The organism is Brevundimonas sp. 1080, assembly GCF_040545985.1.
Taxonomy (GTDB): Bacteria; Pseudomonadota; Alphaproteobacteria; order Caulobacterales; family Caulobacteraceae; genus Brevundimonas.
In genome coordinates this window covers 286,963-300,524 of record NZ_JBEPMW010000002.1, presented here as the reverse complement: position 1 = coordinate 300,524, position 13,562 = coordinate 286,963, and the positions used below count along the sequence as shown (strand labels likewise).

The window sequence follows — 13,562 nt, the reverse complement described above, 5'->3', positions numbered from 1 at the left end:
GGACGACAGGTCCAGCCGAGGATCAGGATCTTGGCGGGCGCTCGGGACCGTCAGGCCGCCCGAGCGGGCAAGCGACGCTGTCGCTCCACGCCTGAGGCTGGCCGAAGACCGCGATGAAACGCGGCGTCGCCAGGTCACTGGACATGGCGGAATGGGGCGCATGACAGCAGCCGTTGGCGCACGCCGGGCCGCAGTCGGGACATTGACCATCAGCGCCGCCAACCGTCTCGACCACCTGGACGCCGCCTGAGCCTTCCGCCGCGCAGGCATGGCTTTCAAACGCTGGCATGGCGAAGGCGACCGTCAGCAACAGGGTGCAAACGAAGGCAAATCGACGGACCATTTCCGACAGCGCTTTGAACACAAGGTGGAGCTTATCACGATCGGTCAGTAAAGTCCTTGGCGCTTCGGCAAGTGCGTCATTCGGGATGGGGAGAATGAATGTGGCGCTTCAAGACACTGAAATCTATAACTGATTTCTCAACTTGAAACTGATTTATGAAGGTTATGCTCGATAGCTGGACCGATTAGTCAGCACGACGTGGATTGCAAATCGCACCACTGCACTACAAATCCGGCCGCCTGACGGGCGACCTGTTCAGCTGACTGCCCTGGCTGAAAAACGGCCGAGCCGATGCCGAAGCCGGAGGCGCCGGCGTTCCGCCAGCCGGACATGCTGTCGGGATCGACGCCGCCGACGGGATAGATGCGGGTTTCGGCGGGCAGGACGGCGCGGACGGCTTTCAGGCCCTTGGGTCCGGCGATCTCGGCGGGGAAGAGCTTCAGCGCGTCGGCGCCGGCGTCCAGGGCGGCGAACGCTTCGGAAGGGGTGAAGAAGCCGGGCAAGGACAACAGGCCCAGGGTCTTGGTCTCGGCGATCACTTCGACATTGGTGTTGGGCGAGATGATCAGTTGGCCGCCGGCCTGTGCGACCTCTCGCGCCGCTGCGACGTTCAGCACCGTGCCGGCGCCGACCAGGGCGCGGCCGTCCAGCGCCTGACGTAGACGGCGGATGCTCTCCAGCGGCTCGGGTGAGTTCAGCGGCACTTCCAGGCAGCGGAAACCGGCGGCGACGATGGCCTCGCCGACCTCGACCGCCTCGTCCGGTTTCAGCCCGCGCAGGATGGCGATCAGCGGCAGGGCGTCCAGGCTTTCGATGGAAACAGGCATCATTGGTGTGCGGCCTCGTGAATGCGCCACAGACCTCTGGCCGTGGCGGCGGCGCCGTCCGCAATCTGGACGTCTCGGAAACCGCCCTGCGCCAGGGCGGCGGCATAGCGGCGGCTCAGGGCCTCTGCGCCGATCAGGACGACAGGGCGATGGTTGGCGTCGGCCTGTGCTGCGACCTCGGCGCCGATCAGCAGACCCGACAGATAGTCGGCCGAGGACGCCGCTGAAAGACGTCCGGCCAAGCCCTCGACCCGCACAGAGAACAGGGCGGCGGTGACGGCGGGATCGCGCAGGGAACGCTCCACCCCGGCCGCGAAGGCGTCGTTGTCCACGCCGGGATCGCCCATCACGGCGCCCAGGATCGTGCCCTTGCGGATGGCGGCGAACAGTTCGCCGGTCATGAAGGTTCGGAAATCCGTGATGCGACCGCCAGCGGTGCGGATCCATTTGCTGTGGGTGCCGGGGCCGACGATGACGGCGTCGTCGGGCGCGTCCAGGCCGAAGACCTGAGTCTCCTCGCCGCGGATCACGTCCTCAAGACGGCTGTCCTCGAACACGGCGACGCCGGGCACGATGGAGACGTGGGGCGCATCGTCAGGGCTGGCGACGGCGCTGGCCAGGTCCGCGACACCGGCGGGGCAGGGCAGATAGGCCATTTCACGCCACCGCCCCCGCGCCCCGGCCATGCCGCTGACCAGCACCGGCAAGCCGTCGTTCAGCCAGTCGCCCGCGACCGCGTTCAGCACGTCGCGAAACTGGCCGGGCGCAAGGCCGCCGGCGCCGCGCGGGTCGGAACGGCTGTCCAGCACCGCGCCGCCCTCGGCGATCCGCATGACGCGCAGATTGCTGGTGCCCCAATCGACCCCGATCAGTTCGGCCGCTGAACTCACCTCACCACCAGATCGTATAGACCAGGATCAGGAAGGCGATCACGCCGACCCCGGCCAGGTTGAAGCCCAGCGAGGTCTTGTAGCTGATCTTGTCCAGCTTGATCTTCATGGCGTCGGGCTTGGCCGGAACCAGCAGAGACACGATCACCGCCGCGATCAGCGAGACGACGAAGACAACGCCGACCCGGTTCATGAAGGGGAAGATGAACTGACCGGTCTCCTGCAGCCACCAGAAGACGGCCGACAGCAGGACCGAGCCGATGGCGGCGGTCAGGGCGCCCGCTTCGGACGCGCGCTTCCAGAACAGGCCCAGCATGAAGATGACCACGATGCCGGGGGTGAAGAAGCCGGTGAACTCCTGGATGAACTGGAACGCCTGATCGAAGCCGCCCAGCAGCGGACGGGCGGTCAGGATGCCGATGATCACGGCGACGACGGCGGCGATGCGGCCGACCGTGACCAGCTGATGCTCGGGCGTGTCCTTCCGGATCTTGGCATAGAGATCCAGGGTGAAGATGGTCGAGATCGAGTTCACCTTGGACGCCAGGGAGGCGATGATGGCGGCGATCAGGGCGGCGAACACCAGACCCTTCAGGCCGACCGGCAGCAGGTTCATCATCGTCGGATAGGCCTGGTCCGGCGCCGACAGGTTCGGGGCCAGGATCAGGGCGGCCATGCCCGGCAGCACCACGATCACCGGCATCAGCAGCTTCAGATAGGCCGCGAAGGCGATGCCCTTCTGCGCTTCCGGCAGCGATTTGGCGGCCAGGGCGCGCTGGATGATATACTGGTTGAAGCCCCAGTAGCTGATGTTCATGACCCACAGCCCGCCCAGCAGCACGGCGATGCCCGGCAACTCCTGATAGTGCGGATTATCCTTGGACAGGATCATGTCGAACTTGTCCGGGAACTCGGTCAGCAGGGTGTGGAAGCCGGCGACCGCGCCGCCCGCGCCGCCGATGGTCGAAAGGGCGATGAAGCCGATGATCAGGCCGCCGCAGACCAGCAGGGCCACCTGCACGATGTCGGTCAGGGCCACGGCCTTCAGCCCGCCCCACAGCTGATAGGCCAGGGCGAAGACGCCGATGGCGACGATGGCGTAGTCCTGGTTGAAGCCGGTGACGGTGTGGACGGCGATCGCGCCCAGCCACAGGATCGAGGTCACGTTCACGAAGACGTAGAGCAGCAGCCAGAAGACGGCCATCACGTTGCGGATCGTCGGCCCGTACCGCTGCTGCAGGAACTGCGGCATGGTCACGATCTCGTTGCGCAGGAAGATCGGCAGGAAGAACTTGCCCACGATCAGCAGGGTCAGCGCAGCCATCCATTCATAGGAGGCGATGCCCAGGCCGATCACATAGCCCGAGCCGCTCATGCCGATGATCTGTTCAGCCGAGATGTTGGCCGCGATCAGGGAGGCGCCGATGGCCCACCAGGGCAGGCTCCTGGACGCCATGAAATAGTCGGTGGAGGTCTTTTGCTCGCCCGCCTTGCTGCGCGAGACCCACTGGGCCAGGCCGAAGATGAAGATGGCGTAGATCGCCAGAATCGCCAGATCGATACCCGCGAGCGACATAATACATTCCCCCGATGCGCCCGTGTTCGGACTTAGGTCGAAGCCTAGGTTAGCCCCCGGCCAGCCGCAACGAATTTTTATATACGCTTGCTTATTTTACCTGCAATAATGCATCGATCGCCCTTGGCGCCCGCCCACCGTGGTGGCTGCGGGGGCAACGACGGGCTCAAGCGACAGGAACGCCATGACAGACCAAGACGCCGCCGACGATCGCAAATATCGCGCGCCCGCCTTGGAGAAGGGCCTCGACGTTCTTGAACTGCTGTCGGCACAAGGCGAGCCGATGACGCCATCGCAGATGTCCGTCACATTGGGACGTTCCGTCAGCGAACTGTTCCGTATGATTCAGGTGCTGGAGTTCCGCGGCTATATCGAACAGTCCTCGGGCGGCTATCGTCTGACCAACCGTCTGTTCACGCTGGGCATGACCCAGGCGCCGATCAAGTCGCTGGTCGATGTCGCCATGCCGGCCATGCGCGATCTGGCGTCGGCGACGATGCAGTCCTGCCACCTTGTTGTGCCGTCCGGCGATCAGATCGTGGTCATCGCCCGGATCGAGAGCCCCGGCGACCTCGGCTATTCGGTGCGGATCGGCTACCGGCGCAGCATCCTGCACGCCACCTCGGGCTTGATGTTCTATTCGCGGGCCAATGAACGGGCGCGGGCGCACCTCAACGAGACATTGGTCGGCCTGTTCGGAGCAAAAGCGGTGAACGAGTTCGCCGCCCGCTCGGAAGCGATGACCCAAGGCGCCTATGTGGAGCGGGCCAGCGACTTCGTGAAAGGCGTCACCGATCTGGTGGCGCCCATCATGGGGGCGGACGGCGTGATCGCCACCTTGATTACGCCTTTCATAGAACAGACCCCGATGATCTGCACCAAGGACGAGGCCGCGGCGCTGCTGGTGCGGGCCGCAGAGGTGATTTCGGATCAGATGGGCGCCGTTTCCCAAGCTTGATGCTACCGCTATCTATTTTTTGTTGACGGCAACAAGTTTCATTTGTGAAAAGGTCTTGGGCCGCACAGAAGGTCCTCCGCCCTGGGGAGGGCTGCATTCATGGCCGCCATCTACTCCGACCTGAAGGGCAAGACCGTCGTCGTCACCGGCGGCGCCGGCGGCATCGGCGAGAGCATCGTTCGCGCCTTCCACGCCCAGGGCGCACGGGTTGGCTTTCTGGATATCGACGCCGAACGCGGGGCCAAGCTACAGGCCGACCTGGGGCAGGAGGCGTTGTTAGTCGCCTGCGACCTGATCGACATTCCTGCGCTAAAGGCCGCCATCGGCATGGTGCGTGACGCCTTCGGCCCCATCGACATCCTGGTCAACAACGCCGCCCACGACGAGCGTCACGCCACGCTGGACGTGACAGAGGACTATTGGGACGGCCGCATGGCCGTGAACCTGAAGCACCAGTTCTTCGCCGCACAGGCCGTGCTGCCGGACATGCAGGCGACGGGCAAGGGCGCCATCGTCAATCTGGGGTCGACCTCCTGGGTGATCGGCCAAGGCGGCATGGCCGCCTATACGGCCTGCAAGTCGGCGGTGATCGGCCTGACCCGTTCGCTGGCCCGCGACTTCGGCCAGTTCGGCGTTCGGGTGAACGCCGTCGCGCCCGGCTGGATCATGACCGAGCGGCAACTCGAGCTCTGGGTCACGCCGGAAACCGAAAAAGACATCTACGCCAACCAGTGCCTCAAGCGCCGGCTCGTGCCGGACGACATCGCCCGCGTCGTCGTCTTCATGTGTTCGGACGAGGCGGGGGCGATCACCAATCAACACTATGTCGTCGATGGCGGCTGGACCTGAAATGACCGACACTTCCAAGACCGCAAAGCCGCTCCGCAGCCGGGCCTGGTTCGATAATCCGGAAAACCCGGACATGACGGCCCTCTATCTGGAGCGCTATCTGAACTACGGCCTGACGCGCAAAGAGCTTCAGTCGAACAAGCCGATCATCGGCATCGCCCAGACCGGCTCGGACCTGTCGCCCTGTAATCGCCACCACCTGGTCCTGGCCGAGCGCGTCCGCGAAGGCATCCGCGAGGCGGGCGGCATCGCCATGGAGTTCCCCGTCCATCCGATCCAGGAAACCGGCAAGCGGCCGACGGCGGGCCTGGACCGCAACCTGGCCTATCTGGGTCTGGTCGAGAGCCTGTACGGCTATCCGCTGGACGGCGTCGTCTTGACCATCGGCTGCGACAAGACCACGCCCGCCTGTCTAATGGCCGCCGCCACCGTGGACATTCCCGCCATCGCCCTGTCGGTCGGCCCCATGCTGAACGGCTGGCACAAGGGCGAGCGCACCGGATCGGGCACCATCATCTGGAAGGCGCGTCAGATGATGGCGGCCGGCGAGATCGACTACGACGGCTTCATCGAACTGGTGGCCTCCTCGGCGCCGTCGGTCGGCTATTGCAACACCATGGGCACGGCCACGACCATGAACTCCCTGGCCGAGGCGCTGGGCATGTCGCTGCCCGGCTCGGCCGCCATCCCGGCGCCGTACCGCGAGCGCGCCCAGGTCGCCTACGAGACGGGCCTGCGCATCGTCGAGATGGTGCGCGAGGATCTGAAGCCGTCGGACATCCTGACCAAGGAAGCCTTCCACAACGCCATCGTCGTCAACTCGGCCATCGGCGGCTCGACCAACGCCCCGATCCACCTGACGGCTTTGGCTCGCCACGCCCACGTCGACGTGCCGCTGCAGGACTGGCAGACCGAAGGCCTCCATGTGCCGCTGCTGGTCAACCTCCAGCCCGCTGGCGACTATCTGGGCGAGGACTATTTCCATGCCGGCGGCGTGCCCGCCGTCGTCTCCGAACTGATGAAACAAGGGCTGATCAACGAGGACGCCCTGACCGTCACCGGCAAGTCCATCGGCGAGAACTGCAAGGGCGCCGAGATCGTGCTGCCCGACGTCATCAAGACCTTCGACGCCCCGATGAAGACCGACGCTGGCTTCGTCGTCTTCACCGGCAACCTGTTCAACTCGGCCATCATGAAGCTGAGCGTGATCTCGCCTGAGTTCCGCGAGCGCTACCTGTCCAACCCCGATGATCTGAACGCCTTTGAAGGCCCGGCCGTCGTGTTCGACGGGCCCGAGGATTATCACCACCGCATTGACGACGAGAGCCTGGGCATCACCGAACAGACCCTGCTGTTCATGCGCGGCGCCGGCCCCATCGGCTATCCGGGCGCGGCCGAGGTCGTGAACATGCGGCCCCCTGCCTACCTGATCAAGAAGGGCGTCAGCGCCCTGGCCTGTATCGGCGACGGGCGTCAGTCCGGCACCTCCGGCTCGCCCTCGATCCTGAATGCCTCTCCGGAAGCGGCGGCGGGCGGAAACATCGCCCTGCTGAAGACCGGCGACCGGGTCCGCATCGACCTGAACACCGGCCGCGCCGACATCCTGATTTCGGACGAGGAACTGGCCCAGCGTCGTCAGGCGTTCGAGGCGGCGGGCGGCTACAAATACCCCGCGTCGCAAACGCCGTGGCAGGAGATGCAGCGCGACGTGGTCGGCGAGCTTGAAACCGGCGCCGTGCTGGAACCCGCCGTCAAATACCACCGCATCGTCGATACGATCGGCCTGCCGCGCGACAATCATTGACGGCCCTAGAGCATGATCGGCTGAGGTGGGATCGCTTCGCGATTCCGCTGATGCCGTAATCAGGCTTCAGGATTTCGCTCTAGGCGTCGCCGCCTTATTTCGGCGGCGTCGCCTTGCAGTTGGCGGCGATGAAGGCCTCGTGGGTCGGCATCCGCGCGACGCCCTGCTGGATCATCGCCTTCATCTTCTGCAACCATTGCTGGACCTGCTCCAGAGGAATGGTCTCCGTGATCGGATCGTGTCGCTCGGGGATGACGCCCTGGCCGAGCAGCACGGCGATCCAGCTCGTCTCCTGAAACAGCTCGTCCTCATAGCGGAAGATGCGGCCCCGGCTGCGGAACTGATCCATCTTCTGCTTCAGCGTCTCGGGAATCGGCATGGTCCGCACGTGGCGCCACAGAGGCGAGTCGTCGCGCGCCGTGGCGTGATAGTGCAAGATGATGAAGTCGCGGATGCGCTCGGTCTCCAGCCGCATCATGCGGTTGTAGTTGTCGATATCGGCCTGGGCGAAGCCGGTGTCGGGGAAGTGCAGCAGCAACTTGGATATGCCCGACTGCACCAGATGGATGGAGGTCGATTCCAGCGGTTCCAGGAAGCCCGACGCCAGGCCCAAAGCCAGACAGTTCTTGTTCCAGGTCTTCTTTCGGCGACCGGTCGTGAACCGCAGGAAGTTGGGTTCCGCCATCGCCTCGCCGTCCAGGGAGGCGCGCAGCTTGGCTTGAGCCTCGTCGTCCGAGATGAAGGGGCTGCAATAGACATAGCCGTTGCCGGTGCGGTGCTGCAGCGGAATGCGCCAGCGCCATCCCGCCTCAAGGGCCGTCGATTGGGTATAGGGCGTCGGATCGCCGACCCGGGTGCAGGGCATGGCCACAGCACGATCCGCTGGCAGCCAGTGGGTCCAATCCTCGTAGCCCGTCTTCAGCGCCCCTTCGATCAGCAGGCCGCGGAAGCCAGAACAGTCGATGAAGAAGTCCGCCTCCAGCTCGCGGCCGTCGTCCAACCGCACCGACTGGATAAAGCCGTCGCCGTCGCGCAGGCGCACGTCGGCGATCTTGCCCTCATGACGCACGACGCCTTGCGACTCGGCGCGTTGGCGGAGGAACCTGGCGTACAGGCCGGCGTCGAAATGGAAGGCGTAGGTCATCTGCGAGCCGGCGCCGCGCGGGTCGGTGTCAGGCCGGGTGAACCGGCCCATGCGCGCCGCCATCGTCGTAACGGAATAGGCGTCCAGGTCGTCGTCCAGCCCCGCCTTGTTCAGCCTTAGCCAATATTGGTGGAAGGAGGCGGCGTCGATGCGCGTGCCATAGGTTCCGAACGGATGGAAATAGCTCCGGCCCTTCTGGAACCAGTCGTTGAACTGAATACCCAGCTTGTAGGTGGCTTGGGTGGCGCGGACGAATTCGTTCTCGTCGATGCCCAGCAACTGGTTGAACAGCAGGATCGGCGGAATGGTGGCCTCGCCGACGCCGACTGTGCCGATAACCTCGGACTCGACCAACTCGACCTTCACCGTGCCGCGCGTGACGTGCGCTAGTGCGGCGGCGGCCATCCAGCCGGCCGTGCCGCCCCCGACGATCAGAATACGCTTCAGTGGGGCAGGGATCATCGTGCGTAACCGGTGAAGGTGGTGGAATGGTCGGGCAGGGCGGCCGCCGCCCGTGCGATCAGTTGCGCGAACTGCTGCGCCTGTCGATCCACGGTTTCCAGATCGTCGAGACAGACCAGCGGAGACGGCTGTTTGGGCCAAGTGCCCAGGCCGGTGAACACCGCAGCCCAACTGTCTTCGCGGAAAGATTCGTCCTCCAGCAGGCCGACCTCCCCGCGCGCGTGGAACAGTTCGATCTTTTCCATCAGCGTATCGGGCGGCGCCGTTTCGCGGCATCGGTCCCACATCGCGCCGGCGCGACCGGCCAGATGATAGTGCAGGATGATGAAGTCGCGGATGCGCTCGAACTCCTGGGCCGAGCGTCGATTGTATTCGCGGATCAGGGCCGGATCGAAACGGCGGTCGGGGAACATCTCTAGCAACCGCCCGATGCCGGTCTGGATCAGGTTGATGCTGGTGGACTCCAGCGGTTCGACGAAGCCGGACGCCAGACCCAGCGACACCACATTGCCCTTCCAGGCCTCGCGTCGCCGCCCGGTGACGAACCTCAACCGATTGGGCTCAGCCAACGGTTCCGATTCGATCTGACCCAGCAGGTCGTCCAGTGCCGTCTGATCGTCCACATGATCGCTGGAATAGACATAGCCGTTGCCGACCCGGTGCTGCAGCGGAATGCGCCATTGCCAGCCGGCCTCTCGCGCACGCGCCGTGGTGATGGGCTCGGGGGCCAGAGCGGAACTGCACGGCACGGCGACGGCGCGATCGCACGGCAGCCAGTGCGTCCACTCCTCGTATCCCGCCCGCATCGTCTGTTCGATCAACAGGCCTCGGAAACCCGAGCAGTCGATGAACAGATCCGCCTCGACCTCGCCGCCGTCTTCCAGCGCCACAGCCCGCACCAGGCCGGTCTCGCCGTTACGATCCACACCCGTGATCCGCCCTTCGCGCCGAACGACGCCCTGCGCCTCCGCGAGCGTTCTCAGCCGCCGTGCAAACAGGCCGGCGTCGAACTGATAGGCGTATGAATAGTGGGACAGCACCGAACGGCTGTCCTCGACCGGCGGGGCGAACTTGCCGGCGCGGGCCATGGCGGTCGGCATGGACCAGGGATCCAGGGTGTCGATCCGACCGGCGGCCTTCAGGCGAAACAGATATTGCCGCCAGGCCTGTCCCGCGACGGTCGGGCCATAGTCGCCGAAGCCGTGGAAATATTCCGAACCCGGCGCGGTCCAGTCCTTGAAGGCGATGCCCAGTTTGGCCGTCGCAGCGGTCGATCGGATGAAGTCCTCTTCCGACAGACCGATCATCTGGACGAACTGGCGGATGGGCGGAATCGTGGCCTCGCCCACGCCGACGGTGCCGATCGATTCCGATTCGATCAGGGTGACCGTCAAAGCCAGGCCGTGGGCGCGCGTGAAGGCTCGCCCCAGCGCGGCGGCGGCCATCCAGCCAGCCGTGCCGCCGCCCACGATGGCGATGTGGCGCACCGGTTCTGGCTGGTCGCTCATGCTTCTTCCCCGTCGCCCGCTTGGCGCGGATCCTGTGTCGGCATCTAATAGCCGAGGATCGTCGCGGCGCTATTGTGGTAGCGCTAACAGAAAATGCTTTTCAGCTCATGAAAACTTGTGCATCCTTGAAAGGTGATCATGCCATCGAAGGGTGGGTGAGTTCACGTCGGGAGGGATGTCGCCCTACGTCGTCAATAAGCGACGGGCGCGACCAGCAGGAAGGTTCTGAGACCGATGTCTCGTCAAAATCACGTTCGTCGCGTCGCTCTGCTTTGCGGAGCATCCTTGCTTACGGTCGCGGCGACACTGCCGACCGCCGTGTTGGCCCAACAGGCCCCGGCCCAGTCGGATGATGCGACGACGGTCGATGAGGTCGTGGTCACCGGCATCCGCGCCCAGCTCCGCTCGGCCCAGGCCATCAAGAAGAACTCAGAGGTCATCGTCGATTCGGTGACCGCCGTGGATATCGGCGCTCTACCGGACCGCTCAGTGTCGGAGGCTTTGCAGCGTATTCCAGGCGTCACCCTTCAGCGCACGAACGCCGCACGCGACCCGGCCCGTCTGGCGGCAGAGGGCGGCGGCGTCTTCATCCGCGGCCTGTCTTGGGTGCGTTCAGAGACCAATGGCCGCGACATCTTCTCGGCCTCGAACGGTCGCGGGCTCAGCTTCGAGGACGTGTCGGCGGACCTGCTCGCCGGCGTGGACGTCTACAAGAACGTCGCGGCGAACATGATCGAGGGCGGCATCGCCGGCACGACCAATCTGCGGACGCGCGTGCCCTTTGACAACAGCGACCCGCTGTTGGCGATCAACGCCGACTACAACTATGGCGATCTGTCCGAGCGTGGTTTCTGGTCGGGCAGCATCCTGGCGACCGATCGTTGGCAAACCGGCATCGGCGAGATCGGCCTGCTGGCCAACGTCAGCGTGTCCAACGTCGGCAACCGCACGGATTCGATCTCGGTCGACCGCTATGATCCCGTGACGCTCAACGCCGGCAACGCCAGCGCCGATGGTTCGGGAACGGCTGGCGAGACTGTGTTCGTGCCCAAATATCTGGGCTGGCGCACGATCGACTGGGAGCAGAAGCGCACCGCCGTCGCACTGGCCGCCCAATGGCGCCCGAACGATCAGTGGCTGTTCACCCTGCAGGGTCTGGCTTCGCAGGCCGACGCCTACAATGTCGAATATGCGCTGGGCACCGACAGCATCGTCTCGCCCAACTCCAGCTATCGGTATGACGACCAGAACGTCTTCCTGAGCGGCAATATTCCGGCCGCGACCTGGAACACCGACACCCGCGTCGGCGACGACACCAAGAAGACCAGCGATGTCGCGCTGAACTTCCAGTACACGCCTGGCGGCGCCTGGTCGTTCTCGGGCGATCTGCAATATGTGAAGTCCTCGGCCGAAATCTATTCGATGACGGCCTTCACTCAGCTTCAGAACCGTCCGGACCTGTCGATCACCATCGACGGCGATCTGCCGACCGTGACCTCCACCGGCGGCACGCCGGAAGACAAGTCCGCCTACTGGTGGGCGGCGGCCATGGATCACATCGAAGACAACGAAGCCGACGAACTGGCGGGTCGCCTGGACGCCCGTTACGACTTCGACGAGAACTCGTCCTTCTTCAAGTCCGTCGCCTTCGGCGTTCGCGGCACCGAGAAGAACTACACCAACCGCCAGACCGGCTATAATTGGGGCCTGTTGTCCAATCAGTACTGGGGCAACGGCGGCGGCGCGGTCGTCTATCTGGACGACACGGGCTATCCGGGCGGCACGCAGGATCCGCGCCTGCCCAACTCGTCGACCCTCTATCGTTTCGACAACTTCTTCCGGGGCAACGCGCCGGTGCCCGGCGTAGCGTGGTTCCCCTCCGAAGGCCTGCTGAACCAGGGCACCGCCTACGCCTACGACATCTTGCGCAACACCGAAAGTTCCGGCTGGGGCTGGACTCCGCTCAGCGACGACTACGAAAGCTACCGTCTTGGCGGCGGCAACGGCGGCATCACGGAGCTGACCGAGAAGACGCAGGCCGCCTACGTCTACGCCCGCTTCGGCAATGACACCGGCTTCTTCGGCCGCGCCTTCGACGGCAACATCGGCCTGCGCGCGGTGGACACCAAGACCACCTCCAACACGGTGACCACCCTGCCGTCCATCCAGGGCGCCTGTCCGCCGGCCAACGCGCCCGGCGCCAACTGCGCGGCCTTCAATCAGGCGGTTCAGTTCGTGAACGGCGGATCCCTGGACGGGCAGCCGGTCGAAAGCAGCTACACCAACTGGCTGCCCAGCCTGAACCTGCGTGGGTTCCTCAGCGACACTCTGCAGGCCCGTTTTGCGATCTCGCGCGCCATGGTGCGGCCCGAGATGTATCAGCTCCAGCCGTTCACCAACCTGTCGATCAACTTCCAGCCCGACGGCTACACCCTGAACCCGACCACGCCCTTCACCGGCGTGGGCGGCAATCCGGCGCTGCGTCCGATCACGGCGACCAACTACGACGCCAGCCTGGAGTGGTATTTCGCGCCCACTGGAAGCCTGACGTTCGCGGCCTTCCACAAGGACATCAAGGACTACATCTTCACCGGCACGGAAACGCAGTCGATCACCAACGGCGGCGTCACCTACGACTTCCTGATCACGCGCTACACCAACGGCGCCGAGGGCACGGTGGACGGGTTCGAGCTGGCCTATTCGCAGTTCTTCGACTTCCTGCCGGGCGCCTTCAGCGGCCTCGGCTTCCAGGGCAACTTCACCTACATCAGCTCGGACGGCGGCAAGAACACCAGCCAGAACATCCTGGACACGACCCAGAACGGCGCCGCCTCGGACAGCACTCTGCCGCTCGAAGGCATGTCCCGCACCAGCTACAACGCCGCCATCCTCTATGAGAAATACGGCATCTCGGCGCGCTTGGCTTACAACTGGCGCGAGGAATATCTGCTGACGACCTCGGCTGCGAACGTGAATGCGCCGGTATGGGCCAGCGATTACGGCCAGCTGGATGGTTCGATCTTCTATAACCTGACCAAGGACATCAAGATCGGCGTCCAGTCGACCAATATCCTGAACGAGCGGACGGTCCTGAAGGTGGGCAGCGAGACCCGCAAACCGCCTTACAACTGGGTCGATACTGATCGCCGGATCGCGGTGGTGCTGCGCGCCGCCTTCTGATCGGGCTTGGCCAACGGGGCG

Annotated in this window: 10 protein-coding genes; 4 read left to right on the top strand and 6 right to left on the bottom strand. The window is 64.7% G+C overall.

Going from position 1 to position 13,562, the window contains the following annotated elements:
- Nucleotides 1-22: 22 nt before the first annotated feature.
- The 4 genes from ABIC32_RS06870 to ABIC32_RS06855 all read right to left on the bottom strand — a co-directional run bounded on the left by ABIC32_RS06870 (nt 23) and on the right by ABIC32_RS06855 (nt 3,636).
- Nucleotides 23-343, bottom strand: a complete 321-nt coding sequence (locus ABIC32_RS06870; protein ID WP_354073362.1) for a hypothetical protein — start codon at nt 341-343, stop codon at nt 23-25.
- Between the two features lie 188 nt (nt 344-531).
- On the bottom strand, nt 532-1,173 hold the full coding sequence (locus ABIC32_RS06865; RefSeq protein ID WP_502909313.1) for a 2-dehydro-3-deoxy-6-phosphogalactonate aldolase: 642 nt from the start codon (nt 1,171-1,173) through the stop codon (nt 532-534).
- Nucleotides 1,170-2,060: a 2-dehydro-3-deoxygalactonokinase gene (locus tag ABIC32_RS06860; RefSeq protein ID WP_354073360.1), complete on the bottom strand. Its 891-nt coding sequence runs from the start codon at nt 2,058-2,060 to the stop codon at nt 1,170-1,172. Before ABIC32_RS06860 ends, ABIC32_RS06865 begins: the two co-directional genes overlap by 4 nt.
- Before the next feature lies 1 nt (nt 2,061).
- The gene (locus ABIC32_RS06855) at nt 2,062-3,636 is read right to left on the bottom strand and encodes a sodium/sugar symporter (RefSeq protein WP_354073358.1); all 1,575 of its coding nucleotides are present in this window, start codon (nt 3,634-3,636) and stop codon (nt 2,062-2,064) included.
- A gap of 184 nt (nt 3,637-3,820) precedes the next feature.
- Here ABIC32_RS06855 and ABIC32_RS06850 point away from each other — a divergent pair, with 184 nt between their 5' ends.
- From ABIC32_RS06850 to ABIC32_RS06840, 3 genes are all read left to right on the top strand, one after another.
- Nucleotides 3,821-4,594, top strand: coding sequence for an IclR family transcriptional regulator (locus ABIC32_RS06850; RefSeq protein WP_354073356.1), 774 nt, complete (start codon nt 3,821-3,823; stop codon nt 4,592-4,594).
- A gap of 99 nt (nt 4,595-4,693) precedes the next feature.
- On the top strand, nt 4,694-5,443 hold the full coding sequence (locus tag ABIC32_RS06845; RefSeq protein WP_354073354.1) for an SDR family NAD(P)-dependent oxidoreductase: 750 nt from the start codon (nt 4,694-4,696) through the stop codon (nt 5,441-5,443).
- A gap of 1 nt (nt 5,444) precedes the next feature.
- Nucleotides 5,445-7,247 carry an IlvD/Edd family dehydratase gene (locus tag ABIC32_RS06840; RefSeq protein WP_354073352.1) on the top strand — a complete coding sequence of 601 codons (1,803 nt, stop codon included), beginning with the start codon at nt 5,445-5,447 and terminating at the stop codon, nt 7,245-7,247.
- Nucleotides 7,248-7,341: 94 nt separating this feature from the next.
- Here the strand turns inward: ABIC32_RS06840 and ABIC32_RS06835 are convergent, their stop codons facing one another.
- Together ABIC32_RS06835 and ABIC32_RS06830 are read right to left on the bottom strand one after the other, a co-directional pair.
- Complete coding sequence (locus ABIC32_RS06835) at nt 7,342-8,853, bottom strand: tryptophan halogenase family protein (protein WP_354073350.1); 1,512 nt, start codon at nt 8,851-8,853, stop codon at nt 7,342-7,344.
- Nucleotides 8,850-10,361, bottom strand: coding sequence for a tryptophan halogenase family protein (locus tag ABIC32_RS06830; protein ID WP_354073348.1), 1,512 nt, complete (start codon nt 10,359-10,361; stop codon nt 8,850-8,852). The genes ABIC32_RS06835 and ABIC32_RS06830 overlap by 4 nt, the downstream gene beginning before the upstream one ends.
- Nucleotides 10,362-10,646: 285 nt before the next feature.
- Between ABIC32_RS06830 and ABIC32_RS06825 the strand changes: the two genes are divergently transcribed.
- Entirely contained in the window at nt 10,647-13,541 is a 2,895-nt protein-coding gene (locus ABIC32_RS06825; RefSeq protein WP_354073346.1) for a TonB-dependent receptor, read from the top strand.
- Nucleotides 13,542-13,562: the final 21 nt, after the last annotated feature.

What these genes read in the sequence shown, in the direction of transcription:
- ABIC32_RS06870 (WP_354073362.1), bottom strand. Translation starts at nt 343, where the DNA reads ATGGTCCGTCGATTTGCCTTCGTTTGCACCCTGTTGCTGACGGTCGCC.
- ABIC32_RS06865 (WP_502909313.1), bottom strand. Translation starts at nt 1,173, where the DNA reads ATGATGCCTGTTTCCATCGAAAGCCTGGACGCCCTGCCGCTGATCGCC.
- ABIC32_RS06855 (WP_354073358.1), bottom strand. Translation starts at nt 3,636, where the DNA reads ATGTCGCTCGCGGGTATCGATCTGGCGATTCTGGCGATCTACGCCATC.
- ABIC32_RS06850 (WP_354073356.1), top strand. Translation starts at nt 3,821, where the DNA reads ATGACAGACCAAGACGCCGCCGACGATCGCAAATATCGCGCGCCCGCC.
- ABIC32_RS06845 (WP_354073354.1), top strand. Translation starts at nt 4,694, where the DNA reads ATGGCCGCCATCTACTCCGACCTGAAGGGCAAGACCGTCGTCGTCACC.
- ABIC32_RS06840 (WP_354073352.1), top strand. Translation starts at nt 5,445, where the DNA reads ATGACCGACACTTCCAAGACCGCAAAGCCGCTCCGCAGCCGGGCCTGG.
- ABIC32_RS06835 (WP_354073350.1), bottom strand. Translation starts at nt 8,853, where the DNA reads ATGATCCCTGCCCCACTGAAGCGTATTCTGATCGTCGGGGGCGGCACG.
- ABIC32_RS06830 (WP_354073348.1), bottom strand. Translation starts at nt 10,361, where the DNA reads ATGAGCGACCAGCCAGAACCGGTGCGCCACATCGCCATCGTGGGCGGC.